We start from the raw sequence: 23,397 nt of genomic DNA, 5'->3' as shown, positions 1-23,397 counted from the left end.
GACATTGCTACGGTGCCCCGATGGTTGACCCTTCACGGACTCACTCATCCCGCGACACCCCCGAGGGCGCCGGATGGGGTCTCGAAAACCCGGGCTCCTACCGCGAGTTGATGCCGGATCGGGTCGAGAAGCTCTCGTGGGTCAACCCCCGGACGCTGTGGCCCGCTCGCAACGGTGTGCTGGCCTCCTGGTTCGGCGATCCCACGGGCCGCACCCGCAGCCGCTGGTCCGAACAGCGGACAGCCGCGGGCGCTCCCGCCGACAAGGTGATCCGGCGCAGCGACCCGGACCGCTTCTCCTTCATGGTCATCGGCGACACGGGCGAGGGTGACGCACCCCAGTACGCCGTCGTCCCCGGCTTTCTGACGATCGGTCAGGACACGGCGTTCTCCGTGCTCGCCAGCGACGTGATCTATCCCGTCGGGGCGACCGACGACTTCGGCACCAAGTTCTTCCGCCCCTACCAGAGCTACCCGGCGCCCATCTACGCGATACCGGGCAACCATGACTGGTACGAGGACCTGAACGGGTTCATGCGCGTCTTCTGCGACGCCCCGCCCCTCCCGGCCGAGCCCGCGCCCCGCCCGCTGACCCCCGCCTGGCTGCGCTCGAAGCTGTGGCACAGGCCGAGCGCCGTGGACGAGCAACGCCTCGCCGAGGCAAGCAAGTTGCGCTCGGCGCCGGCCCAACAGTCCGTCCAGCCCGGCCCGTACTGGGCGATCGACGCCGGACCGGTGCGCATCATAGGCATCGACACCGGCCTGCTGGGCACGCTCGACGCCGAGCAGGGCCGCTGGCTGAAAGAGGTGTCCTCGGGGCCCGTCCCGAAGATCCTCATCACGGGGTCACCCCTGTACGTGGACGGCGAGCACCACCCCTGCCCGATCGAGGGCGGCGGCACGGTCGACGACCTGGTCCGCGTTCCGGAGCGGAACTTCGTGGCCGCGATAGGCGGTGACATCCACAACTACCAGCGCTATCCGGTGAGCGTGCCCGGCCGCGTCAACGGGACCATCCAGTACATCGTCTCGGGCGGGGGCGGTGCGTTCATGCACGCCACCCACACCATCAAGCCCGTCTCGGTGGCCGACGTCACCGAGGACGACTTCCGCTGCTATCCCCTGCGCGGCGACTCGCTGGCCTTCTACAGCCGCATCTACGGCCGACGGCTGCACCTGCGCCGCTTCTTCACCCTCACCGAGGCCGAGGCGACGGCCGTGATCGCCGAGCGCCTGGGCATCCGTCCGACGCGCGACCCCGGCGAGTCCGTCCGCCTCACCTGGCGCATCCGGCTGGTCGCCGGCCTGCTGGGCACGGCCCGCCGTCCCGACCGGACGCGGCGTCTGCGGCTCCCGGTCCGGAAGGCGTACACGCAACTGTTCTCGCCCGGTTCGGCGACGTACAGCCCGCCGTTCTTCAAGAGCTTCCTGCGCATCGACGTGTCTCCCGAGGAGGTCCGGCTGCGCTGCTTCTCCGCGACCGGCAAGCTCAGGCAGGAGCTGGATCCACCGGTCGAGGACGAGGTCGTCATTCCGCTGACCCGGCCGGCTGGCACAATCGACGAAGCGTGAACGTGCGTACGACGATCGTTGGAGGAGTTCGTGCCGTCCCCCTCACAGCCGCTGCGCAAACTGGGCTTTCTCACCATCGGACTGTTCGACGGGGACGATCCGCGAGCAGGGCACGAATCAACGCTGGAGATCATCGAGCTGGGTGAGCGGCTGGGTTTCGACAGCGCGTGGCTGCGCCACCGCCATCTCCAGTACGGGATCTCCTCCCCCGTGGCCGTCCTCGCGGCGGCCTCGCAGCGCACCCGCCGTATCGAGCTGGGCACCGCGGTCATCCCCCTGGGCTGGGAGAACCCGCTGCGTCTGGCGGAGGACCTGGCGACCGTCGACATCCTCTCCGGCGGCCGGCTGAACCCGGGTCTGAGTGTGGGCCCACCGATGAACTACGACCACATCAAGGACGCCCTGTACCCCGGCACGGCGGATGCCGAGGACTTCAGCTACCAGCGGGTCGAACGACTGCTGGACCACGTACGCGGCAAGGCGGCCAGCGACTTCAGCGGGGTGCAGGGATTCGAGGTGTTCTCCGACCGGGTGCAACCGCATTCCCCGGGGCTGGGCAGCCGGCTGTGGTACGGCGGCGGCAGTCTGCGGTCGGCCCAGTGGGCCGGTGAGCACGGGATGAACTTCCTGACCAGCAGTGTCGTCAAGGCCGAGGGGCACGAGGAGGCGCCGGACTTCGCCGAGATCCAGCTGGCGGGCGTCCGGGCCTTCCGCGCCCACCACCCGGACGGCGACCGGGCCCGGGTCTCCCAGGGCCTCGTCGTGATCCCCACCGACAGCGCCTCGCCCGAGCAGCGCGCGAAGTACGAGGAGTACGCGGCGAAGCGGCTGCCACGGACCGAGGCCCCGCAGGGTCCGGCACGGCTGATGTTCGCGCCGGACCTCGTCGGCACGTCGGCCGAGATCGCCGAACGCCTCTACGCGCACGTCGCGTTCCAGGAGATCGACGAGGTGGCCTTCGCGCTGCCGTTCACCTTCGACCACGAGGACTACGTCCAGATCCTCACGGACATCGCGACCCGGCTCGGTCCCGCACTGGGCTGGCAGCCGGCCACCGGCTGAGGCGCCCTCACCAGCGTCCGGCTTCGGTACCGGTGACCGGCTCCGACGGTCTGCCGTCCACGCCGGCCGGGATGTCGCCGGTCAGCAACACGCGGTGCATGACCCGGGGGTGGCCGAGGTGGGCGTTGTCGCCGGGGGCGAGGTGGATGGTGGCCCGGTTGTCCCAGAAGGCGACGCTGCCGGGCTCCCAGCGGAAACGGACCGTGTACTCGGGCCTGGTCGCCTGTTCGAGGAGCATCTCCAGGAGCAGTCGGCTCTCCGCGCGGGAGACGTCCACGATCTGCTCCAGGTAGTAGCCGTTGACGAACAGCACCCGCTCCCCCGTCTCCGGGTGGACCCGCACCAACGGGTGCACCGAGGCGACCTGGTGGTCCAGCAGATGCCGCAGATACGCGTCGTCACCGGGCCGCGCCTGGTAGCCGACGCCGAGCCGGTGCTCGGCCCTGAGTCCGTCGACGAACTCCCGTACGGGCGCTGAGAGTCCGGCGTACGCGGCGGCCAGGTTGGACCAGGTGGTGTCACCTCCGTACGGCGGTACGGTTTCGGCGCGCAGGACGGTCGCGGCGGGCGGGTCGATACGGGCACCGTGGTCACAGTGCCAGCCTCGCAACAGCGAGTGGCGGCGCCGCTCCAGCCACTCGGTGTGCTCCATGCCGTAGCGTCCGCCCAGCTCCAGCCGGTCGGCGGTCGTCTCGATCTCGGGGAAGTCGGGCGGTGAGGCGCCGCCGCGCCGTCCGAGGACGACCGGCTCGCCGAACCGGCGTGCGAAGGCGATGTGCCCGGCGTGGTCCAGCCGTTGGCCACGGAAGAACACCACCTTCCAGCGCAGGACGGCCGCCCTGATCGCGGCGACCACGGCGCTGTCCAGGGGCTCGGTCAGGTCGACGCCCGAGATCTCGGCACCGATGTGCCCCGCGACAGGCCTCACCTCGACTCCGGCTGCGCTCGCCTCCCCCGACTCCTGGTCGGTCGGGGGCACTTCGCCGTTCGCGGGCCGGTTCGTCCTCATGCACGCTCCGATCGTGGGTCCGTTGTGTCGGTCTCGTGTGTCGGTCTCGCTGGTGAGCGTGTCAGTATTCGGCGGACATGGCGACCGGGCGCCGCGTCTCAACCGGACGCCCGGTACGTCAACCCGCGGGGCCGTCGCGGCTGGTCGCCCCGACGCGGTGGAGCCGCAGGTCGATTCGGTCCCGCGCCCGATTGTCCAGGGACCGCTTGCCCCAGTGTCTGCGTGGGGCCCCACAGTGCCCGGGCGCATCCGAAGGGCCGCAACGATGACCGCTGCCGGACCCTGTGTCCCCGAACCCGGTGACTTTGTCCGTTGGTTGCCCGCCAGGGAGCGGCTGTCGATGCCTGCGGACCTCGGTCACCGCACGAGAGACCTTCACCTTCGAGGTTCGAAGCGGAGTCGCGGGTCGAACCGTTACCACCTCCGGTGCTGACGGAGCCGGACCGCGACGGCGAGGCCGGGGCCTGGCCTGTGTGGTCTGCCGCAAGCTCGTGGCGGACGCGCTCTGGGCTGACGCGCACTGGCGGGTTGGACCACGATCGGCTGCCCACGGCCGCCTGCCATCAGGCTGCTGCAGCCGCGCTTCCCCTACGACCCGGACGATCTGCCCGCCGCCCGGTCGGCCGGGCTGAGACCGCTGTTGCAGCGCGCGCCGTGCGGACCGTCCTCTCGACGGACGACCCGCACGGCGCACGTCGACCGGTGGGCGACGTGCGCCGTGCACCTCCGCTCGCGGTTGCCGCCCGCCCCGCCGATCCGACCCGATTGCGCGACATGTTCCTCTCTTGGGGGGAAAGAACTCCTGCTCCCGTAAAGGGAGTCGGGAGCTGCGAGCCGATCGACGGATCGCGGCGGCGGCAGAGGACGGGGGCAGGGGCGGGACGGCGTTGCGTGGGGTAGGGCGGGCTACGCGCCCACCCCCGCCATCCGCCGCCCTTCCGTCCGGTCCTGCTGGGAGACCGCCTCGGCCGTGGCCATGACCAGCGGGGCCAGTCGGGACGGCTGGAGCATGTTCAGTGGGCCCACGACACCCACCGACGCCACCACCGTGCCGCACGCGTTGCGCACCGGGGCCGCGATCGCTCCCCGGCCCTCGTGCAGGGAGCTGCAGACCATCGCGTAGCCTTCCCGCCTTGTCCGGCTCAGTTGATTTCGCAGCGTGGCGCCGTTGGTGATGGTGGCGGCGGTGTACGCGCGGAGCGGGCCGGCGCAGATCTCGTCCTGGAGAACGACACTCGCGTGCGCCAGCAGGACCAGGCCCGTCGCGGTGACGTGCAGGGGGAGCCGACAGCCTGGGCCACCGCGGTAGGCCGTGAGACCGGGGTCATTGGAGAGGATGGACAGACAGACACTCTCCTTTCCGTCACGCAGGGCGAGGACCGCCGCGCCGCCGGACTGGTCGTGGAGCTCCACGAGGTGGGACTGCGCGGCCTCGGCAAGGCCCGAGTACCGGGGGGCGAGCATCGCCGTCTCCCACAGTTTCAGGCCGATGCTGTAACCGCCTTCTTCCCCTCGCTCCAGTGCGCCCCAGCCATGGAGCTTGTTGACGATGCGATGGACCGTGGCGACCGGAAGTCCGGAGCGCCGGCTGATGTCGCTCAGCGTCAGGGTGCGGTTGTCACGGTCGAAGACGCCGAGAATGCTGAGCGTCCGGTCGACAACCGAGCGCTCGGGGGCGCTGGGGTGGGTGGTCATCCCGTCAACTTCCCTTCACCTGCACATCATGTGGGGACGATTACTCGTGCATGCGCCAGAAGTGATCTGGCAACGGGCGGCCACGCCTATCATTGATTTTTAAAGAAGCCTGAGAAAGGTCGATTCCGGAACGCTCATGGTCGATTTCGCTTCGTTACCGATCCCTGTGATCCCCTACACACCCCTCTGCAGACCCGGGGTCGGCATAGCCGTGACCTCGCTCGGTGAGGTGCGCGCGAAGGTCCGGATGGACTTCACCACCGCTCCCCACCGGCTCGACTATCACCAGATCATGCTGGTCGAGTCGGGAACCGGAGACTTCACGATCGACTCCACGCGCTACTCGTGCCGGGCGGGCTCCCTGCTGTGGATCCGGCCGAACCAGGTGATCCAGTTCGCATCGGCGACGAACATGGACGCTCACCTCGTCATGTTCACCGAGACCTTCCCCTTGCGACTGCGCGCCCAGATGGGAATGCTCGACGATGTCCTGCGCCCCTGCCACTGGCAGCTCGGCGACGACGAGCTGGCCGGCTTCCAGCGGGTGCTGGCCCTGATCCAGGAGGAGTTCGGGCGGCCCGACCAGGGCCTCGGCGAGGACATCCTCAAGCATCTGCTGGCGGTCGCCCTGATGCACATCGACCAGCTGTGCCGCAGCCAGCGGAAGGATCACCGGGAGACCGACACCCCCTCCGGCGAGAACGGTGAGCTCTTCCTGCGTTTCCGACGCGAGCTGGAGGCCTCCTATCGCACGACCCGGCTGGTCGAGGACTACGCCGCCGCGCTCAACTGCACGCCCCGCACCCTGTCCCGGGCCTGCCGCATCGTCGCCGGCACCTCCACCAAGGACCTGATCGACGCCCGTGTCGCCCTGGAGGCGAAGCGTCTTCTGGTCCACACGGATCTGCCTGTCGGCACCATCGCCCGCCAGCTCGGGTTCACCGAAGTCACGAACTTCGGCAAGTTCTTCGCGCGCCGGGTCAATATGACGCCCGGCACATTCCGGCGCGGCGACGATCCACGGAATTAGCGTCGGCGCCCGCGTTGACCAGCCGGGACTTGACTCGCCGGTAACCTGCTTTGCTCGCGTTCTCCGCCCGTAATCCACGGTTTCATTCCACTCTCCAGGAAGAGTGGTTGTTCAAGATTCAGCGAACTGACAGGATCGTGGCGAGACCGGATTCCTCCCGCACCCGTCTATTGACGGTTGTTCCCTGCCGCACGCGGTGAGGAAAGTCACCAAAACACCGCCGTCTGTCTCGACCCCATTTCCGTACCAGTGCACCGATTCACGCCGGGTCGGAACAGGCGCTCCCGAATCGGGCCCTCCAGCGCGACCCGTGCCGCTGCGCTACAGCACCTCCGTCCCGTCGGCCGACCGGTCCCGCCAGGAGGCGTGGGCGACCGCCCGCCGTCGACTACGCGTGGCCCGGTCGCCGCGAGACTGGGCCGGTAGGCACGGTCAGCAGTCCGCCCGGTCCGCCCCGCCCGCGTGCCGCCGGGCCGACTCGTTCTGCTGGGCCATGCGCCGCAGCGCCATGAGCGCGGGCTCCAGGAGGACGGTGAGCAGAAGCGCGCGTTCGGCGACCTCCAACGAGTCCTCGATTCCGTCGAGTTGGTCAAGGTCGAGGACCGCGGTCTCCTCGGCCAGCCGGGCGTACGGCAGGAGCACCCGCCGGTCCAGGGGTGCGCCGAGGGTGCGCAGGGAGGCGAGGGTGTCGGCCAGTGCGAGGCGAGCAGGGGCGGACCGGTGCACGTCCCAGCCCAACTCCTCGATCAGCGCGTCGACCTCGGCCGGTTCCGGGGAGTCCGCCTCGGCCTCGTCGGCCAGCCGGATCGCCCCGAGCGTGAGCCCCAGGATGCGGTGCGTGTCGGCGGTGTGCCCGGCCAGCGCGCCCAGCACCTCCCGGGTGGCACTGACGGACAGGCCGCGTACGCCGATCAGCGCGCGGATCAGCCGAAGTCTGCGCAGGTGGTTCTCGTCGTACTCGGCCTGCGTCGCCGACAGTTGACGGCCGACCGGGAGGAGACCTTCGCGGAGGTAGTACTTGATCGTCGTGACGGAGACGCCGCTGCGGCGGCTCAGCTCGGACATACGCATCGGTCGGGCTCCACTCTGGTCATTGGATACTTCTACTGTCTAACATGGATAGTGAAGGTATCCAATGAGGTCTCCGCTTCACCCTGCCTCCCGGAAGAAGGTCTCAGCCATGCCCACCCTGCCCTGGACCCCTGTCGACGAGCCCGCTCCTGACGCCACGGCGTTCGTCATGGCTTCCCGCTTCGAAGTCCGCTCCCTGAGCGACGTCCCCCGCTTCTTCCTACGGGCCCTCGCCGCGTGGAAGCAGGTGAAGCGCGCGCCCGGCGCGTACGGCGCCTCCCTGATCGCGCAACCGCTGAAGCGCACGTTCTGGACACTGTCGGCCTGGGAGGACAAGCAGGCCCTCTACGCATACGCACGGACCGAGCCCCACAAGTCGGTCATGACCGGCCTCCGCTCCACGATGAACCGCTCGGTCTTCACCTTCTGGGAGACGCCGACGGCGGGCCTGCCCATCGACTGGTCGGACGCGCGCGACCGGCTGGCCGCCCAGGAGCACTCGGACGCCGACGGCAACTCGCCGACCGGCTGACCCCACCTGCCCGCTTCTGCCGCACCGCCGGACCAGCCACTCAGCTTCGGAGACTCCCCGCCATGACGTTGTCCGAAGTGAACCCGGTCGTGGAGGAAGAGGCCGACGCACAGCCGACGACGGGCCGACGGCAAGGCGGCGCTGGAGCGGCTCGAGAAGGCCGCCAGGACCAGGAAGAGAACCACCTCGGGGAACATCGGTACGGCCTTGGTCCAGCCGCGGACCTCCCTGCTCGGGTGGGCCTGGCGCTGTTCGCGGAGGTCGGCCGCCTCGGGGCTGAGCGGTTTCCCGCGTCGGCGGAGAGAGACGGGCTTCAGTGGTGCAGGTTGTGGGAGAGATCCCGCATGGCGTCGATGGTTTCCTGCTCGTCTCGTTCTGTGCCGTGGTCGCTGAGTTTCACGATCACTGTGCGTTCGGCCGGATTGACGTAGATGTACTGGCCGTAGACGCCTACCGCGCTGAAGTCGCCCGTGGCGCCACTGGGATGCCACCACTGGGCGGAGCAGCTCCACCCGTTGGCCATGGTCGCCGCGGGGCGCTCAGGCGGTCGATCCAGTCCTGGGGGACGATCTGGCGGTCGCCGGCCCGGCCGTTGTCGAGGACGAGCTGTCCTATCTTGGCGAAGTCCCGGGCGGCGGCGTTCAGGCAGCAGAAGGACTTCTCCGTCCCGCCCTCGCTGTCCAGGTTCCAGGTGGCGTCGCCTTCGGCGCCCATCGGCCGCCAGATGCGCTCCTGGAGTAGCCCCGCCACGGATTCGCCCTCCACGCGGTGCAGGATCTGGCCCAGTAGCTGGGTGTCGACGCTGCGGTACTCGCTCGTGCTGCCCGGGGGGAAGCGCAGGGTGCGGTTGTCCTTGACGAAGGTCGGCAGGTCGGTGGTGAGGTACATCCGCGGGGTGCCGGACCTAGGTATGCCGCTGTAGTCCTCGCTCACGTCGATGCCGCTGCTCATGTCCAGCAGGTGGCGCACGGTGATCCGGTCGTAGGCGCCGCCCTTTTCGAGTTCGGGCAGCAAGTCCACCAGAAGATCGTCCTCGCGCAGGTGTCCTGCGGCGATGGACTGCCCGACCAACAGGGAGATCACGGACTTCGCGGTGGACCAGGAGCCGTGACGGCTCTGGGCGTCGACGCCGTCGCGGTACCACTCGTGGGCCAGACGGCCGTCGCGCAGGACCAGGAAGGCGTTGGCGTGGGTGTCCGTCAGGAATTGCCGGGTGCCCTTGCGCCCGTCCTTCCAGGGCACGGTGGCCGGCAGTGCCACCGGGGCTTTGCGCAGCGGTGCCGGTTCGGCGGACGCGGACACCGTACGGGCCGGGAAGAGGGCGCCTTGCCGCGAGGGCGGGGTGTTCGACAGACGGGTGAGGGCGAGGGGGGACGGAAGGCTCAGGGCTGCCGTTGCCGCCCAGGGGCCGGCGACGAGAACCGTCAGAGCCGTCGGTACGGCGACAGCGGCCCGCCGGTGCCGGGCGAGGAATGCGCGCAGCGACGAAAAGGGTGCCACAGGAGTCTCCCGAGTCGTGAATGACGGTCGTTATCGATGACAACCGTCACGGATAACAGTCGTTATTGATGACGACTGTTATCTAGGCTGGACCCCCAAGCAACCGAGAGAGAAGACCCCGATGCCCCAAGCTCCTGACACCCGCCGTACGGAACTCCTTGACGCCGTCGTCGCCCACCTGACCGAGCACGGCATCGCCGGCCTCTCCTTGCGCCCGCTGGCCAAGGCACTGGGGCAGAGCACCTACGTGCTCACCTACCACTTCAAGGACAAGAGCGGCCTGCTCGCCGCCGTCCTCGACCACCTGGACCAACAGCAACGCGAGGCGCTGCAGCAGTGGGCATCCCAGGCACCGCCGAGCTCGCCGGGCGCGGGGATCCTCGCCTTCTGGCACTGGCAGACCAGGCCGGAGGCACTGCCGCTCGTCCGCCTCGACTACGAGATCTTCGGTCTGCTGGCGAGCGGACGCGTCAGCGGCCATCACCCGCGCATGATCGAGGACTGGATCGACTTCATTGGTCACCAGCTCATGGCATACGGCTGGGGAGCCCGGGCCGCGCGCATCGATGCCACCCTCATCTCCGCGGCCCTCTCCGGGCTCACTCAGGACTACCTCGTCACGGGCGACACCCCCCGGATCGAGGAGGCCCTGACCCGCCTCGCCGCATACACCGATGCGCCGGGTCCGGGCACCAAGCAGCCGCTCCCCGCCCGCGCCCGGGGGCGACGATCGATGTCCAGGAAGGCGGCAGAGACGGAGATCTCGGCCGAAGCGGTGGCCGAGCGAGCGTGAGACCCCGTCCCGTCCCAACACCGGTGACGTGACCGCCCGTACGTGACGGACGGACGGTGACCGGCGCGTCCTGTTCGGCGGGAGCCTCTCCCTCTTTCCGCCGACCGCCCCGCCCCTCTACGATCGCGTGGACCTGTCATGACGCGCTCACGCTCTCGCCATCGAGGGGATCCCCACCATGCGCAACCTGCTTCGCACCACCATGGCCGGAGCCGTCACGGTCACCGCGGTCCTCGCCTGCGGCACCGCCCACGCCACGCCGCCCGGGCCGGGAGTGTCGGGCCGCATACTCGCCCGGACCACCATCGGCGACACCGACTACATCCTGCGGGAGATCACCATTCCCGCAGGTCAGGCCACCGGCTGGCACTACCATGACGGCCCCCTCCACGGCCTCGTCAAGCAGGGCACCCTCAGCCACTTCGACTCCACCTGCGAGTCCGACGGCTTGTACCCGCAGGGCAGCGCCATCCACGAGCCGGCCGGTCCCGGGAACATCCACATAGGCCGGAATCTCGGCAGCACGCCCGTCGTACTCGACGTCCTGTACGTGCTGCCGCACGGCTCGCCCTTCTCGCAGGACGCCCCGAACCCCGGGTGCGACTTCGAGTGACCGGTCGCCGAACCCGCCCGGCCGGCCGGATCACTCGGCCGGCAGCGGTTGCTCCGCCCAGATCGTCTTGCCGGTACCCGTCTGGCGGCTGCCCCAGCGCTGAGTGAGCTGGGCGACGAGCAGGAGGCCTCGGCCGCCCTCGTCGTAGACGTGCGCGCGGCGCAGGTGCGGTGAGGTGGAGCTGCCGTCGGAGACCTCGACGATGAGGGCGCGGTCGCGGATCAGCCGGAGCTGGATGGGTGGTTCGCCGTACCGGATGGCGTTGGTGACCAGTTCACTGACGACGAGTTCGGTGACGAAGGCCTCCTCCTCCAGCCCCCAGGCGGCCAGTTGCTCCATGGCGGCCTGACGCGTGGCGGCCACGTGCGCGGGGTCCGGCGGGATGTCCCAGGTGGCCACCCGGCCGGCGCCCAGCGCGTGCGTGCGGGCGAGCAGCAGGGCCACGTCGTCGCCGGGCTGCTCGGGCAGCACGGCCTTGAGCACCGCGTCGCACACGGCGTCGAGCGAGGCTCCGGGCAGGTTCAGGGCGCGGCACAGCTCGGCGGTGGCGTGGTCGATGTCCCGGTCGCGGTCCTCGATCAGGCCGTCCGTGTAGAGGGCGAGAAGCGAGCCCTCGGGCAGTTTCAGCTCGGTCGCCTCGAAGGGCAGGCCGCCGACGCCCAGCGGCGGTCCCGCCGTCACCTCGATCAGCTCGGCGACACCGCCGGGCGGCACGAAGGCCGGTGGCGGATGTCCGGCGGAGGCGAGGGTCAGCCGGCGTGAGACCGGGTCGTAGACGGCGTAGAGACAGGTGGCGCCCAGTTCGGCGACGTCGGCACCGTCCTCCTCGTCGGCCAGATGGGTGACCAGGTCGTCGAGGTGGGTGAGGAGCTCGTCCGGCGGCAGATCGACGTCCGCGAGGGTCCGTACGGCCGTACGGAGCCGTCCCATGGTCGCGGAGGACTGGATGCCGTGCCCGACGACGTCGCCGACGCAGAGGGCGACCCGGCTGCCGGACAGCGGGATGACGTCGAACCAGTCGCCGCCGATGCCCGCCACCGATCCGCAGGGCAGATAGCGGTGGGCGACCTCGACCGCGGCCTGGCCGGGCAGCCCCCGGGGCAGCAGACTGTGCTGGAGGGCCAGCGCGGTGGTGCGCTCGCGGGCGAAACGGCGGGCGTTGTCGACACAGACGGCGGCGCGGCTGGCCAGTTCCTCCGCGAGGACGACGTCGTCCTCGGTGTAGGGGTCGGGGCTGCCGATGCGCAGGAAGACGGCGACGCCCAGCGTGGTGCCGCGGGCCCGCAGCGGCACGGTGACCATGGAGTGGACGCCCTTGCGGTAGGGGCGGCCGACGGGCTCCCGGGCGTTGCGCTCCGCAACCCACTCGTCGAACGCCCGCTCGCCGACCCGCCCGAGCACCGCCCGGCCCTCCGCGATGGCCCGCACAGGCGGGGTGAACGGCGGGTACGTGTCCTTCGCACCCAGCGGAATGACGGCCTCCGGCGTGCCTTCGGTGACGGAGCCGTGGGCGACCCTGTGCAGTACGACCTCCTCGGCCTGTGCGGCCGTGGGTTCTTCCGCCCCGAGCACCCAGTCGAGCAGGTCGACGCTGACGAAGTCGGCGAACCGGGGCACCACGAGTTCGACGAGTTCCTCGGCGGTGCGGACGACGTCGAGGGTGGTCCCGATGGCCGCGGCAGCCTCGTTGAGCAGAGCGAGCCGCCGCCGCGCCCAGTGTTGTTCACTGCTGTCGAACGCGGCGATACCGACCGAGACGACGGCACCCAGATCGTCGCGCACCGGCCACATCTCAAGGCTCCAGGCGTGCTCCCGGCCGTCGTCCGCGTCCTTGCCGAAGGTCTCGTAGCGTACGGGGACGCCCGTACGGACGACCTCGCGCAGGTTGACCAGGAACCCCTGGCTGATCCGGTCGTCGGGCACGAGGTTCCCGTCCCCGTAGAACTGCCCGATCAACGCCTGTTCCTCGACCCCCATCAGGTCGCAGGCGGAGTCGTTGAGCCACGTGTAGCACTGGTTCGTGTCGAGGGCGGACATGGACACGGATGCCTGCCGGATGGTCCGCTCCAGCGAGGCGGGCCCCTGCGCGACCGTCTGCGGCTCGGGGGCCGCCGGTTCGGGGAGGGCGGTGACGACAAAACCCCGTGCCTCGCCGTCCTCGCCGAGTACCGCGCACGCGCTGACGGTGAGTTCGACGCGGTGGCCGTCCCGGTGGCGGAGTGCGACCACGCCGGCCAGCCCGGTCATCGCCGTCGGCGGCGGGTCCTCCGCGAGGAGTTCGGCGGCGGGGCGTCCGACGACGGCCTCGGCCGCGTGCCCGGTCAACCGCCGGGCACCCTCGCTCCATCCCGTCACCATGCCTCGGGCATCGATGATCACCGCGGCGGCGACTTGGTTCATACGCCCCAGGATGGTCCCTGGGCCCCGGGGCATCAACCCCGACGCCCCACCCCGGCACGGCGATCCCGCCCGGCCGCCCCCTGCGGGCGCCCGGGCAACTGCTGAGGCGGATCTCAGCCCTTGTGGGCCCGGAGTGCGGCGAGGGCACGGTCGGCGTGGGTGTTCATGCGCAGCTCGCTCGTCACCACCTCCAGGACCGTCCGGTCCTGGGCTATGACGAAGGTGACCCGCTTGGTGGGCATCATCGAGAACCCGCGCTTGACACCGAACAGCTCACGGACCTTCCCGTCCGCGTCCGACAGCAGCGGCATGCCGAGCGTGTGGCTCTGCGCGAACTCCTGCTGACGGTCGACCGAGTCCCCGCTGACCCCGACCGGCCGCGCGCCGACTGCGGCGAACTCCGCGGCCAGGTCCCGGAAATGGCAGGCCTCGGCCGTGCAACCGGGCGTCAGGGCCGCGGGATAGAAGAAGAGGACGATCGGCCCCTCGGCGAGCAGCTGGGAGAGCCGACGGGGCGCGCCGCTCTCGTCGGGCAGCTCGAAGTCCTCGATCCTGTCGCCGACGTTCACCTTTGTCATGACCGGCCTTCTCCGTTCTTCGCGACACTTCGTGCCCACAGGACGAGCGGTACCTGGAGCGGCAGCCGGCCGATGGCGCCGGCCCGCAGGGCGGCGGGCCTGTTCCGCCAGTCGACGGCCATCTTCACGTTGGCCGGGAAGACCCCGACGAAGAAGCCCGCCGTGGCGAGCGCGGCGACCCGCCGGGTACGCGGCAGCGCCACCCCGGCCGCCAGCGCGATCTCCGCGGCGCCGCTGGCGTACGTCCAGGTCCTGGGCGTACCCGGCAGGGCGCGCGGCACGATCGCGTCGAAGGTGCGGGGCGCGATGAAGTGGGTGACTCCGGCAGCGGCCAACAGGCCGGCGAGCAGCAGGGGTGAGCGTTGGGACCGGGGCACGCTTCCTCCTCGGATGGTGTGCCGGGCGATCCTACTGGACGGTAAATCCCGTTCGAGAAGTGGGTGTTCGACTTCTCCCCGCGATCAGGCCGTGGGCTCGCCGGAGTCCGCGAGCGTTCCCAGCCACTGCTGGAGGAGGGCCGCCTCGACCACGGTGAGTCGCTGCGGGGGTTCGGCCCGCAAGCGGGCAGCGAGGGTGGCCGCCGCCGCCGGTACCGCACCCCCACGGCCGGTGTCGTGGGGTTCGCCCGTGTCGGCGGGGCTGGTGAGGGAGTCGATCACCGAGTCGCGCAGGCGGGCGGCGAACCGGATGTCGGGGTACTGCTCCGGTCTGGTGAGCATGGACAGGGCCGCGCCGACGTTCGCCGCCATGACGACCCGGGTGGCGGCCTCCGGGGGGACGGTCAGCAGTCCGGCCGCCGCGCACCGCTCCAGTACGCCGTGCAGCAGGGCGTGGGCCTCCTTCGCGGCGGCGGGGGGCGTGGCGAGCTCGGGCGAGTACATCAGGCGGTAGTGGTTCGGGTGGTCCAGCGCGAACCGCATGTGGTTGTCCCAGCCGCGCTTGAGGTCGGCGACCGGGTCGGCGCTGGGCCGGGCGGCGCGCTTGGACGCGAGGTACTGCTCGAAGCCCCGGTCCACCACCGCGGCGAGCAGCCCCGCCTTGTCACCGAAGAGCCGGTAGAGCATCGGCGCCCCCACCCCCGCGGCCTCACACACGGCGCGCGTCGACACATCGGCGGCCGACGCCCGGGCCAGCAGTTCGGTGGCGGCGTCCAGAATCTTCTCTCTCGCGTCCATGCCTTCACGTTACGACATGCGTAGCGACGTTACGAACGCCTATTAGCGTCGCTACGGTTCCGTGATACCTTCGATACGGATCGACCGTAACGTCGCTACGAAGGGATCCGTCGTGACCGCTCAGACCGACACCACCCCGTCCGGCCCTCCCCGCACCGGTCCGCGCGTCGCGCTTGTCACCGGCGGTTCGCGCGGCATAGGGCGCCAGGTTGCCCAGCAGCTCGCCGCCGACGGATTCGCCGTGGCGGTCGGCTACGCGGGCAGCAAGGAGGCCGCCGAGGACGCCGTGCACACCATCGAGACAGCCGGCGGCACCGCGCTCTCCGCCCGCGCCGATGTCGCCGACGAGGCCGACGTGAGCGCCCTGTTCGACCTCGCGGAGAGCACGTACGGCGGTGTCGACGCCGTCGTCCACGCGGCCGGCCGGATGACACTGTCCCCGATAGCCGAAATCGACCTGGACGAGCTCGACGCCGTCCACCGCACCAACATCCGGGGCACGTTCGTCGTCGACCGGGAAGCGGCGCGCCGGCTGCGGCCGGGCGGAGCCCTCGTCAACTTCTCCACCTCGGTCCTCGGCCTGTCCTTCCCGGGTTACGGCGCCTACGCGGCGAGCAAAGGAGCTGTCGAGGCCCTCACGCCGATCCTCGCCCGGGAGATGCGCGGCCGGGACATCACCGTCAACGCCGTCGCGCCCGGACCGACCGCCACCGACCTGTTCCTCGACGGGAAGGACGAGGAGACCGTGGCCCGCCTGGCCGCCCAGCCCCCGCTGGAACGCCTGGGCACCCCACAGGACATCGCCTCGGTCGTGTCCTTCCTGGTCGGCCCGACAGGCCACTGGGTCAACGGCCAGGTGCTGCGCGCCAACGGGGGCATCGCCTGAGCCGCCGCGAGCGACCGCCCACGAGCACCCTCCGACGCCGGTACCCCCGCCGCGTCACCGACCGGGCGGCGCCGTCGCCCTCCAGGGCTCCGGGAGACACCCGCCTCACGGTCGGACTGATGCTCGACGGGAAGTGACCGATCGCACCGCGGGCGCGGTACGACACGGCGCGAGGTGCTGCGTCAGGCACTGGGGAGGGGCTCGACGACGCCCGCCTCGCCGTCGCCGTCACCGTCGAGCGAGTAGGCGAGGAAATCGTCGACCATGCGGTGGAACAGGCCGGCGAGCTGCTGAAGTTCCTCGGCGGACCAGCCGCCGAGGGCCAGCTGCATACCGCGGCGGCTCGCCTCCCGCACGCGCTCGACGGCCTCCTCGCCCGTCGCGGTCAGCTCGATGCGCTGGGCACGGCGGTCGTCGGGGTCGGGTACGCGGGTGACGTAACCGGCCTTCTGGAGCTGCTGCACCTGGCGGGTGACGTGGGAGGCCTCGACCGCGAGCAGGTTGGCGAGTTCGCCGGGGCGCATCGGTTCGGAGTCGGCGATCTGCCGAAGGAGCGCGGTGGCGGCCCGGTCGAGCGGGACTCCGGCGATCGCCATCAGACGGTCGTGCTGCCGGGCACGGCTGTGCAGATAGGAGATGCGGGTGAGAGCACGCTCGATCTCTGCCACATCCTTCGGGGCGGGAGCGGTCTTGGGTGGCGGTGTGGACATACCTTCACGTTACCATCTCGTTGCGTTACTCAAGTAAATTCCCCGGCCCTACCCTCCCGACCGACGGGGCGCCGGAGCGTTTCGGCCACCGCCGGCCAGATCACGACAGACTCCCGTGCGCCTTCGCAGTCAGCGTCACCCACCGACCCAAGGCGGGGAGACTGGGCTCGTCCGGTTCCCTGCGCATGATCATGTCGAGCCCTTGATGCCGACGGAGGACGCGGCCCCGGTGCACCCGGGCGAGCGAGGTGAACGCGGCACGGCCGACGCCGCGTTGCGCGGCCTGAAGGGTTCGGGATGAGCGCTCATGTCTCCTGAAGCGGACGGGTGCCACGAGACTCTCGTGCGCCGGGCAGCCGGGCAGCCGGGCCCACGTGATCGTCCAGCGCCGACGGTGTCCCCGACAGTCGGAATCGACGTCGGCGGCGGGAGCCTGGTGGTCTCCGTGCCGGGTGCTGACTCCCTGGGCGAAGCGCCCGGTTCGGACCAGGAGGGTGGTCCGGAGGGTCTATCGTGTCGGCATGTCCGTCCCTGAACTGATCCGTATCGTCTCCCGCGACTCGCCCATGGCACTGGCCCAGGTGGAACGGGTACGCGCCGAACTGGCCGTCGTACATCCGCGGGTGCGCACCGAGGTCGTCCCCGTGAAGACGACCGGCGACAAGTGGATGGGTGATCTGTCCAAGGTCGAGGGCAAGGGTGCGTTCACCAAGGAGGTCGACGCCGCGCTGCTGGCCGGTGAGGCCGATCTGGCGGTGCACTGTGTCAAGGACGTGCCCGCCGACCGGCCGCTCCCCGCGGGCACGATGTTCGCCGCTTTCCTCAGGCGGGACGACATCCGTGACGCTTTGATCCACCCCGGTGGCCGCACCCTCGACGAGTTGCCGGACGGCACCCGGATCGGTACGTCCTCGGTGCGCCGGATCGCCCAACTGGCCGCGTCCCACCCGCACCTGGAGTGCGTACCGTTCCGCGGCAACGCCAACCGGCGGCTGGAGAAGCTCGCGGCCGGGGAGGCGGACGCGCTGCTCCTCGCGGTGTCCGGTCTGGAGCGCATCGGCCGGATGGACGTGGTCAGCGAGATCCTCTCCCCCGAGACGATGATGCCGCCGATCGGCGCGGGCATCCTCGCCCTCCAGTGCCGCGAGGGCGACACCGAGCTGATCGACGCGGTCAGCGGCCTCGGCGACCCGGACACGCATCGCGAGGCGACGGCCGAGCGCATGTTCCTGCACGTTCTCCAGGGGCACTGCAACAGCCCGATCGCCGGGTACGCGAAGGTGTCCCGCAACGGCGAACTCTCCCTGCGCGCCTGCGTGTTCACCCCGGACGGCAAGGTCCAGCTCAACGCCCACGAATGGGCGGGCCGCCTCGACCCGGCCACGCTCGGCACATCTGTGGCGGTGGCGCTGCTGCGGCAGGGCGCCCGCGAGCTGATCGACAACATCGCGCACTGAGGACCGGGGAACGCAGGCCGGGCCCGTCCGGCGGCGGCGAAGGCCGCACGCCGGTGCGGGCCGGTCGGTCGCTCAGGTGGGTTCGGTCTGGCCCTTCTGATCCCGCTGCTCCCTCAGGCCCCTCTGCTCCTTGAGGAAGTCGCTCACCTGGTGGGCCACCCCGTCGCGGACCGTGCCGTGGTGCGCGCCGGGACCGGTGAAGTCCTCGGGCAGGCCGATCCCGCCCGCCCAGAGGTGCCGGGCGGTCCACTCCTCCTCGACCCGCAGCTGGATCTGTACGTCCACCTGCGCGAGGGACGCTTCCGGGCCGGCCGCGTACAGGACGGCCGTGGCGCGGCGCAGCGGGTGGATGTCGAAGCCCTCGATGAACTGTGAGCTCCGCCAGTCGATGAAGGCTCCCTCGCCGTCGGGGCCGAGCCGGATGTCGATCTGGCCGTCCTCCAGGTGGACGCCGAAACGCCGGTCGCCGCGGTTCTCGACCGTCACCCGGAGGCTGAAATAGGTCAGTCCCTCGGCTGCGTCGTCGCGTCCGCGCGGCGGTTCGGCCGCCACCAGACGGTGGACGCGGACACGCAGGCCGGCATGCTCGTCGTACTCGTGCCAGTCCCCGACCACGTTCGGCTCGTGCACAGTCCACCTCTCGACCTCGGATGGCTGCTTCCTATCCTTGCGCCCGGCGCACAGTCAAATGAGCAGAATGCGCTGTGGCCAGCGAATTCGTCCCCTTGATCACTGATCAAGCGGTGTGCAGCGGAAATCCGCCGAAGGGCCGTCCCACACCAGCTGGGCGCGTGCCGCACATCACGTTCAGATGCATGGTCGTGACCGGCGTTCAGCGGGCCAGCCGACCGTGGAGGAGGGAGGCCGCCACGACGCCGAGGACGGCGGCGAGCAGCAGGACCCGAAGTCGACGGCGAGGTGGAGTCGGCGGACAGTTGCCGCGGTACGTATCGGAGCAGCCGGCGCACCGCCATCCGGTCGGTGGCCTCGTGGCCGAGAACGCGGAGACCGAATCCGGCGACGACCCCGCTCCCGCCCAAGGGATACACGAGACCGGTACGGCTGACGGCTTCAGGGCTTTCGGTGATCCTACGGACGTCACGCCTCCTCCGTTTCCTCGCTGGTTCCACACGTCAGGAATTGGCTCTGCGTCAGAGCTGACGAACCACGAGGAAGGAATAGAACGGTCAAGAACATGCATGCGACATGTTCCATGTGATGAATTCGCGTGGCGACCAACGGGAAACAGTGAGTCACTTTTTATGTCGATTTGTTTCCATGTCGTCAAGAACGGGAATTGGTCTGGTAGTGCTTCGGACTGGAGGCACGCCCGTGGGAGCCGGTTCGCCGGATCTCGGCCGACCTCCGTCCGGTCCGTGAGCGCACTCTCTCCCCCGGTGTCTGTCCATCCAGCACCAGTGCGAGGAAGGTGCGCGCGATGCTTGTCGCCACCAGAACGAAGCAACATCCGCATGACGACGCTCCCGACACGGCCGCCGACTTCGAGCGGCTCGCCCGTCTGCCCGAGGGCCCGGAACGCCAAGCCCTCCGAGACGACCTCGTACGGGCCTGGTTGCCCATGTCGGAGCGGATCGCGGTCCGTTTCCGGGGGCGCGGCGAGGCCCTGGAGGACCTGTACCAGGTCGCGGCCGTCGGACTCGTCAAGGCTGTCGACCACTACGACCCCGAGCGCGGCGCCGCCTTCGAGGCCTACGCCGTACCGACCGTCACCGGCGAGATCAAGCGCCACTTCCGCGACCATCTGTGGGCGCTGCATGTGCCGCGCCGGGTCCAGGACCTGCGCAACCGGGTGCGCTCGGCCTCCAAGGAACTGTCAGCCACCGTCTCGGGACGCCCCCCGACCGTGGCCGAGATCGCCGCCTGCGCGCAACTGAGCGAGAGCGAGGTGCGTACCGGCATGGAGGCCCTGGAGTGCTTCTCCGTCCTGTCACTGGAGGCGGAGCTGCCGCGCACCGAGGGGTACGCGCTCACGGACACCGTCGGCAAAACCGACCCCGGCTTCGACCTGATCGTCGACCGCACGGCCGTCAGCCCCTGTCTGCGGGCTCTGCCCGAACGCGAGCGGACCATCCTCTACCTGCGGTACTTCGGCGGGATGACACAGAGCCGGATCGCGTCGCAACTCGGCATCTCACAGATGCACGTCTCGCGGCTGCTCAGCACCTGCTGCGCTCGCATACGCGAGGAGCTCGACGAGGAATCGGCCGCCGAGCCGCCCGCCGATCACTCCGAGCGGATCCGGCCCCGGCACGAGGACGCGCTCGCCGACGCCCGCTGAAGGCCGGACGGCTCCGACCACACCACAGTCGCCCGGGCAAGTCCTTCGCGCCGGGCGACCGGGGGACGGGCTCACTGCCGAACCCTCCCGGGAATGGTTCCTCAGCTCGCCCTCCCCTCCCGGTTTCACCAGAGGGGCGGAGTTGAAACACACTCCGCTCCCGCTCGGAACCGGCGCCATGGGTTCGGTGCGCCGCCCGGAATCCACGCGGGTCCCTGACGGTCCGGGATTTCTTTCTGCTCGGCACGGATTCGGACTGGCATTTCCGCGTCACGTCCCCGGTTCGGAAATATTTGCGAGATACGCCATCGCACCCGCCAGGTGGCAACAGACCCGATCGGGGTACTCGACAGGCACCGGGAGGGGGTTCGGTCGGAGACTGGTGCCCGACCGGTGTCCGCCGGTCGACGAAGTCAGGAACACGAGTGATGAACCACGCGACACATCCCAGCGGCGCGACGGACGTCGTCCCCTCGACCCATTCCGTGTTCGGTGCCCCCTGCTGGGTGAGTCTGACCAGCCGCGACACAGGGGCCACCGAGGCGTTCTACAGCGCCGTACTGGGCTGGAGATGGCGCTCGGCCCGCCTGGGCGACCACTTCCGGGTCGCACTGGTGAACGGCACACCGGTCGCGGGGATCGCCGCGGTGGCCTCCGTGTGGCAGATGGTGGTCGCCTGGACGCCCTACTTCGCCGTGCCGAGCGCCGACGACGCGGTGGCGCGGGTCCGCGAGCGCGGGGGTACGGCTGCGGTCGGGCCGCTCTCCTTCCCGCCCGGCCGGGCGGCCCTGCTGGCCGACCGCGACGGGGCCATCTTCGGGATCTGGGAGGGTGAACTGCTCGCCGGCTGGGAGGCCTGGCGCCGTGCGGCGCCGACGTTCGTTCGGCTGCACACCCGCGACGCCTTCGACGCGGCCATCTTCTACGGCGAGATCCTGGAGTGGGCTTCGGACCGGCCCGGTAGCTGCCAGGTCCACTACGAGGGCGACGAGGTCGTGCTGCGCAGCCGGGGAGACGTGGTGGCCCGCATCGTCTCGGGTGCGCTGGAGGCGGCGCCCGATCCCACGATCCGGCCGCACTGGCAGGTCCACTTCGCGGTCGAGGACGTGGCGGCCTGCGTCAAGGCCGCGCAGAACAACGGCGGCAGCGTCCTGCGTTACGACTCCGGTTCCCTGCCGTACGAGGCGGTACTGCGCGATCCGGACGGGGCTCAGTTCACGGTGACCTCACGTCTCCCGCGCTGAGCCCGCCGCCTACCGGACCGCGGCACGCACGGTGACGCCCGCCCTTCGGATGCCGGGTGCGGGCCCGGCCGCAACGTACCGCCCCTACGCCCCGACCAGAACGCTCGGCGCCCTGTGCGCCGCACCGGCGAAGGCCGGGCCCCCTCGGGGCAGTTGGCGCACCTCACGCAAGGTCGGCGCCGGCGGGGCCGGGAGGAGAGGGACGCCTTCGCAGGCGCGGGCCCGGCGCGAGAACCAGATGACCTTGGCACCGGTGCCGGTGGCACAGCAGCCCCAGCCGTCGCTCACCGCGGCGATCCACGCCAGGCAGTCGCCGAGTTCCTGGTCGAGACGCAGGTCGCGGTCGTTCTCGGCGATGGCGGTGATGAGGTGCTGGCCGTTCCACCACATCTCGATCACCGCCTGCTTGTCGGTCGCGTGCTCGTCGATGGCGCGCAGCAGCGCTTCGGTGCCGTGGCATACGGACCCGGCGAGGTGCTCCAGGTCCCAGAGCCGGAGGTGTGCGGCCAGGATGCGGCCCACCTGCCCGACCCGTTCGGGACAGACCTCCACGTCGAGGTGGTAGTAGCAGGACTCTGCGGTCTTCATCTTCGTTGGCTCCTCACGGCGGGCCCACGTTCCTCCACGCTGCGGGGCCGGTCCCCGAACGCGAAGCGTGAGCACTGTTCGCTTCTGAGTCAGCTCCAGAGTGGGAGCGCTAGTCCATTCGTGCAACACGAGCACCACCAGTGATGGTTGAAGAGCCAACAAGACGCTTGGTCGTCGCGCGTGCACCATGAGTGAAGGTCTCGCCGTAGAGGCCCAGAAGCTGTGAGTCACGAGGAAGGGGACCAGCGCCATGCTGTTGCCCGCCAAAGCCGAGGTCGCCCGACAGTTGGACAGGTACCGGGCGTGGGAGCGCGTCATGCTCGCGGCCCCGTCCGACCGTTCGGCGCGGGACAGTTTCGAGGACTCTGGCTACACCCTGTGCGTGCTGATGGGGAAACGGTGCGCGCGGGAGGCCGTGCACGCCGCCGAACGCTATCTCCGCACGAGCCTGGTCGCCTACCTCCGGGAGCAGACCGGATGGGCCCACGCCGAACGTTTCACCGGACACGCCGCCCCGGCCGTCCAGCGCTCCACAGCGGGGGGATAGCGCCACCCGCGGCCCCGGCCCGACCCCGCACACGCCCACGCACACGGCAGAGGTGAGACCCATGAGCCCGACCCCGGCCATCGGCCGCATCCCGGTACGGGATGTGCGCCCGGCCGTCGAGAGCGGCAGACGCCCGGCCAAGGCCGTCGCGGGAGAGACCTTCCAGGTCACCGCGACGGTCTTCCGCGAGGGTCATGACGCCGTCGGCGCGAACGTCGTGCTGTGCGACCCGGAAGGCCGTCCGGGTCCCTGGACCCCGATGCGTGAACTGGCTCCGGGCAGTGATCGCTGGGGCGCGGACGTCACCCCGGACGCGCCGGGCCGCTGGACCTACCGGGTCGAGGCCTGGGACGACCCGGTCAGCACCTGGCGGCACCACGCCGGCATCAAGATTCCCGCCGGGATCGACGTCGGGCTGGTGCTGGAGGAAGGCGCGCTGCTGTACGAACGTGCCGCCGTGGGTGTGCCGGAGCCGGCGGCCCGGGCTGCCGTGCTGGCCGCCGCACACTCCCTGGGCGACGACTCGCTCTCTGTCACTGATCGCCTCGCGCCGGCCATGACCCCGGCGGTGGGCAGGGTGTTGCGTCGGTATCCGTTGCGTGAGCTGGTGACGTCGAGTGAGCCGTTGGCGCTGGTG

The 23,397-nt window shown here is 70.3% G+C and carries 23 protein-coding genes; 12 read left to right on the top strand and 11 right to left on the bottom strand.

Annotated elements, in window-relative coordinates; translation table 11 throughout:
- Positions 1–20: 20 nt before the first annotated feature.
- Both IEY89_RS33250 and IEY89_RS33245 read left to right on the top strand, forming a co-directional pair.
- Complete coding sequence (locus IEY89_RS33250; RefSeq protein WP_189151254.1) at positions 21–1,571, top strand: metallophosphoesterase family protein; 1,551 nt, start codon at positions 21–23, stop codon at positions 1,569–1,571.
- A gap of 30 nt (positions 1,572–1,601) precedes the next feature.
- The gene (locus IEY89_RS33245; protein ID WP_189151253.1) at positions 1,602–2,633 is read left to right on the top strand and encodes an LLM class flavin-dependent oxidoreductase; all 1,032 of its coding nucleotides are present in this window, start codon (positions 1,602–1,604) and stop codon (positions 2,631–2,633) included.
- Between the two features lie 7 nt (positions 2,634–2,640).
- Here IEY89_RS33245 and IEY89_RS33240 read toward each other — a convergent pair whose 3' ends face one another.
- The gene (locus IEY89_RS33240; protein WP_189151252.1) at positions 2,641–3,642 is read right to left on the bottom strand and encodes a TauD/TfdA dioxygenase family protein; all 1,002 of its coding nucleotides are present in this window, start codon (positions 3,640–3,642) and stop codon (positions 2,641–2,643) included.
- Between the two features lie 906 nt (positions 3,643–4,548).
- Positions 4,549–5,337, bottom strand: coding sequence for an IclR family transcriptional regulator (locus tag IEY89_RS33235; protein ID WP_189151251.1), 789 nt, complete (start codon positions 5,335–5,337; stop codon positions 4,549–4,551).
- A gap of 211 nt (positions 5,338–5,548) precedes the next feature.
- Here IEY89_RS33235 and IEY89_RS33230 point away from each other — a divergent pair, with 211 nt between their 5' ends.
- Positions 5,549–6,367 (top strand): AraC family transcriptional regulator, encoded by an 819-nt coding sequence (locus tag IEY89_RS33230; RefSeq protein ID WP_229695544.1) that lies wholly within the window; start codon positions 5,549–5,551, stop codon positions 6,365–6,367.
- A gap of 432 nt (positions 6,368–6,799) precedes the next feature.
- Here the strand turns inward: IEY89_RS33230 and IEY89_RS33225 are convergent, their stop codons facing one another.
- The gene (locus tag IEY89_RS33225; RefSeq protein WP_189151249.1) at positions 6,800–7,438 is read right to left on the bottom strand and encodes a MerR family transcriptional regulator; all 639 of its coding nucleotides are present in this window, start codon (positions 7,436–7,438) and stop codon (positions 6,800–6,802) included.
- 109 nt (positions 7,439–7,547) lie between these two features.
- Between IEY89_RS33225 and IEY89_RS33220 the strand changes: the two genes are divergently transcribed.
- Positions 7,548–7,970, top strand: coding sequence for a DUF3291 domain-containing protein (locus tag IEY89_RS33220; RefSeq protein WP_189151248.1), 423 nt, complete (start codon positions 7,548–7,550; stop codon positions 7,968–7,970).
- A gap of 450 nt (positions 7,971–8,420) precedes the next feature.
- Here the strand turns inward: IEY89_RS33220 and IEY89_RS33215 are convergent, their stop codons facing one another.
- Entirely contained in the window at positions 8,421–9,470 is a 1,050-nt protein-coding gene (locus tag IEY89_RS33215) for a serine hydrolase domain-containing protein (protein WP_229695543.1), read from the bottom strand.
- Between the two features lie 121 nt (positions 9,471–9,591).
- Between IEY89_RS33215 and IEY89_RS33210 the strand changes: the two genes are divergently transcribed.
- Together IEY89_RS33210 and IEY89_RS33205 are read left to right on the top strand one after the other, a co-directional pair.
- Entirely contained in the window at positions 9,592–10,263 is a 672-nt protein-coding gene (locus IEY89_RS33210; protein ID WP_189151247.1) for a TetR/AcrR family transcriptional regulator, read from the top strand.
- A 178-nt stretch (positions 10,264–10,441) separates the two neighbouring features.
- Positions 10,442–10,876, top strand: a complete 435-nt coding sequence (locus IEY89_RS33205) for a cupin domain-containing protein (protein WP_189151246.1) — start codon at positions 10,442–10,444, stop codon at positions 10,874–10,876.
- A gap of 30 nt (positions 10,877–10,906) precedes the next feature.
- On the opposite strand, the gene IEY89_RS33200 is transcribed toward IEY89_RS33205, so the two are convergent.
- The 4 genes from IEY89_RS33200 to IEY89_RS33185 form a co-directional block, all read right to left on the bottom strand.
- Positions 10,907–13,276 (bottom strand): ATP-binding SpoIIE family protein phosphatase, encoded by a 2,370-nt coding sequence (locus IEY89_RS33200; RefSeq protein WP_189151245.1) that lies wholly within the window; start codon positions 13,274–13,276, stop codon positions 10,907–10,909.
- A gap of 113 nt (positions 13,277–13,389) precedes the next feature.
- Positions 13,390–13,854: a peroxiredoxin gene (locus tag IEY89_RS33195; RefSeq protein WP_308437471.1), complete on the bottom strand. Its 465-nt coding sequence runs from the start codon at positions 13,852–13,854 to the stop codon at positions 13,390–13,392.
- A complete protein-coding gene (locus IEY89_RS33190) occupies positions 13,851–14,231 on the bottom strand; it encodes a DoxX family protein (protein ID WP_189151244.1) in 381 nt (126 codons plus the stop codon). Before IEY89_RS33190 ends, IEY89_RS33195 begins: the two co-directional genes overlap by 4 nt.
- A gap of 84 nt (positions 14,232–14,315) precedes the next feature.
- Positions 14,316–15,029, bottom strand: coding sequence for a TetR/AcrR family transcriptional regulator (locus IEY89_RS33185; RefSeq protein ID WP_189151243.1), 714 nt, complete (start codon positions 15,027–15,029; stop codon positions 14,316–14,318).
- 112 nt (positions 15,030–15,141) lie between these two features.
- On the opposite strand from IEY89_RS33185, the gene IEY89_RS33180 reads away from it, so the two are divergent.
- Positions 15,142–15,915, top strand: coding sequence for an SDR family oxidoreductase (locus IEY89_RS33180; RefSeq protein ID WP_189151242.1), 774 nt, complete (start codon positions 15,142–15,144; stop codon positions 15,913–15,915).
- Between the two features lie 182 nt (positions 15,916–16,097).
- Here IEY89_RS33180 and IEY89_RS33175 read toward each other — a convergent pair whose 3' ends face one another.
- Complete coding sequence (locus tag IEY89_RS33175; protein ID WP_189151241.1) at positions 16,098–16,625, bottom strand: MarR family winged helix-turn-helix transcriptional regulator; 528 nt, start codon at positions 16,623–16,625, stop codon at positions 16,098–16,100.
- A 521-nt stretch (positions 16,626–17,146) separates the two neighbouring features.
- On the opposite strand from IEY89_RS33175, the gene hemC reads away from it, so the two are divergent.
- Complete coding sequence (gene hemC, locus IEY89_RS33170; protein ID WP_189151240.1) at positions 17,147–18,082, top strand: hydroxymethylbilane synthase; 936 nt, start codon at positions 17,147–17,149, stop codon at positions 18,080–18,082.
- A 72-nt stretch (positions 18,083–18,154) separates the two neighbouring features.
- On the opposite strand, the gene IEY89_RS33165 is transcribed toward hemC, so the two are convergent.
- The gene (locus IEY89_RS33165; RefSeq protein WP_189151239.1) at positions 18,155–18,712 is read right to left on the bottom strand and encodes a hypothetical protein; all 558 of its coding nucleotides are present in this window, start codon (positions 18,710–18,712) and stop codon (positions 18,155–18,157) included.
- 808 nt (positions 18,713–19,520) lie between these two features.
- On the opposite strand from IEY89_RS33165, the gene IEY89_RS33160 reads away from it, so the two are divergent.
- Together IEY89_RS33160 and IEY89_RS33155 are read left to right on the top strand one after the other, a co-directional pair.
- Positions 19,521–20,381, top strand: coding sequence for a SigB/SigF/SigG family RNA polymerase sigma factor (locus tag IEY89_RS33160; RefSeq protein WP_189151238.1), 861 nt, complete (start codon positions 19,521–19,523; stop codon positions 20,379–20,381).
- Positions 20,382–20,809: 428 nt separating this feature from the next.
- Entirely contained in the window at positions 20,810–21,625 is an 816-nt protein-coding gene (locus IEY89_RS33155; RefSeq protein ID WP_189151237.1) for a VOC family protein, read from the top strand.
- 84 nt (positions 21,626–21,709) lie between these two features.
- On the opposite strand, the gene IEY89_RS33150 is transcribed toward IEY89_RS33155, so the two are convergent.
- Positions 21,710–22,213: a pep a2 gene (locus tag IEY89_RS33150; protein ID WP_189151236.1), complete on the bottom strand. Its 504-nt coding sequence runs from the start codon at positions 22,211–22,213 to the stop codon at positions 21,710–21,712.
- Between the two features lie 250 nt (positions 22,214–22,463).
- On the opposite strand from IEY89_RS33150, the gene IEY89_RS33145 reads away from it, so the two are divergent.
- A complete protein-coding gene (locus tag IEY89_RS33145; protein WP_189151235.1) occupies positions 22,464–22,760 on the top strand; it encodes a DUF5133 domain-containing protein in 297 nt (98 codons plus the stop codon).
- A gap of 61 nt (positions 22,761–22,821) precedes the next feature.
- A partial coding sequence (locus IEY89_RS33140) for a maltotransferase domain-containing protein (protein WP_189151234.1) occupies positions 22,822–23,397 on the top strand: 576 nt, incomplete at its 3' end.

The organism is Streptomyces lacrimifluminis, from assembly GCF_014646095.1.
Taxonomy (GTDB): Bacteria; Actinomycetota; Actinomycetes; order Streptomycetales; family Streptomycetaceae; genus Streptomyces; species Streptomyces lacrimifluminis.
Note: the sequence above shows the minus strand (reverse complement) of the source record. Positions and strands in the feature narration are given on the sequence as shown.

What these genes read in the sequence shown, in the direction of transcription:
- IEY89_RS33250 (WP_189151254.1), top strand. Translation starts at nt 21, where the DNA reads ATGGTTGACCCTTCACGGACTCACTCATCCCGCGACACCCCCGAGGGC.
- IEY89_RS33240 (WP_189151252.1), bottom strand. Translation starts at nt 3,642, where the DNA reads ATGAGGACGAACCGGCCCGCGAACGGCGAAGTGCCCCCGACCGACCAG.
- IEY89_RS33235 (WP_189151251.1), bottom strand. Translation starts at nt 5,337, where the DNA reads ATGACCACCCACCCCAGCGCCCCCGAGCGCTCGGTTGTCGACCGGACG.
- IEY89_RS33225 (WP_189151249.1), bottom strand. Translation starts at nt 7,438, where the DNA reads ATGCGTATGTCCGAGCTGAGCCGCCGCAGCGGCGTCTCCGTCACGACG.
- IEY89_RS33220 (WP_189151248.1), top strand. Translation starts at nt 7,548, where the DNA reads ATGCCCACCCTGCCCTGGACCCCTGTCGACGAGCCCGCTCCTGACGCC.
- IEY89_RS33210 (WP_189151247.1), top strand. Translation starts at nt 9,592, where the DNA reads ATGCCCCAAGCTCCTGACACCCGCCGTACGGAACTCCTTGACGCCGTC.
- IEY89_RS33205 (WP_189151246.1), top strand. Translation starts at nt 10,442, where the DNA reads ATGCGCAACCTGCTTCGCACCACCATGGCCGGAGCCGTCACGGTCACC.
- IEY89_RS33200 (WP_189151245.1), bottom strand. Translation starts at nt 13,276, where the DNA reads ATGAACCAAGTCGCCGCCGCGGTGATCATCGATGCCCGAGGCATGGTG.
- IEY89_RS33195 (WP_308437471.1), bottom strand. Translation starts at nt 13,854, where the DNA reads ATGACAAAGGTGAACGTCGGCGACAGGATCGAGGACTTCGAGCTGCCC.
- IEY89_RS33185 (WP_189151243.1), bottom strand. Translation starts at nt 15,029, where the DNA reads ATGGACGCGAGAGAGAAGATTCTGGACGCCGCCACCGAACTGCTGGCC.
- IEY89_RS33175 (WP_189151241.1), bottom strand. Translation starts at nt 16,625, where the DNA reads ATGTCCACACCGCCACCCAAGACCGCTCCCGCCCCGAAGGATGTGGCA.
- hemC (WP_189151240.1), top strand. Translation starts at nt 17,147, where the DNA reads ATGTCCGTCCCTGAACTGATCCGTATCGTCTCCCGCGACTCGCCCATG.
- IEY89_RS33160 (WP_189151238.1), top strand. Translation starts at nt 19,521, where the DNA reads ATGCTTGTCGCCACCAGAACGAAGCAACATCCGCATGACGACGCTCCC.
- IEY89_RS33155 (WP_189151237.1), top strand. Translation starts at nt 20,810, where the DNA reads ATGAACCACGCGACACATCCCAGCGGCGCGACGGACGTCGTCCCCTCG.
- IEY89_RS33150 (WP_189151236.1), bottom strand. Translation starts at nt 22,213, where the DNA reads ATGAAGACCGCAGAGTCCTGCTACTACCACCTCGACGTGGAGGTCTGT.
- IEY89_RS33145 (WP_189151235.1), top strand. Translation starts at nt 22,464, where the DNA reads ATGCTGTTGCCCGCCAAAGCCGAGGTCGCCCGACAGTTGGACAGGTAC.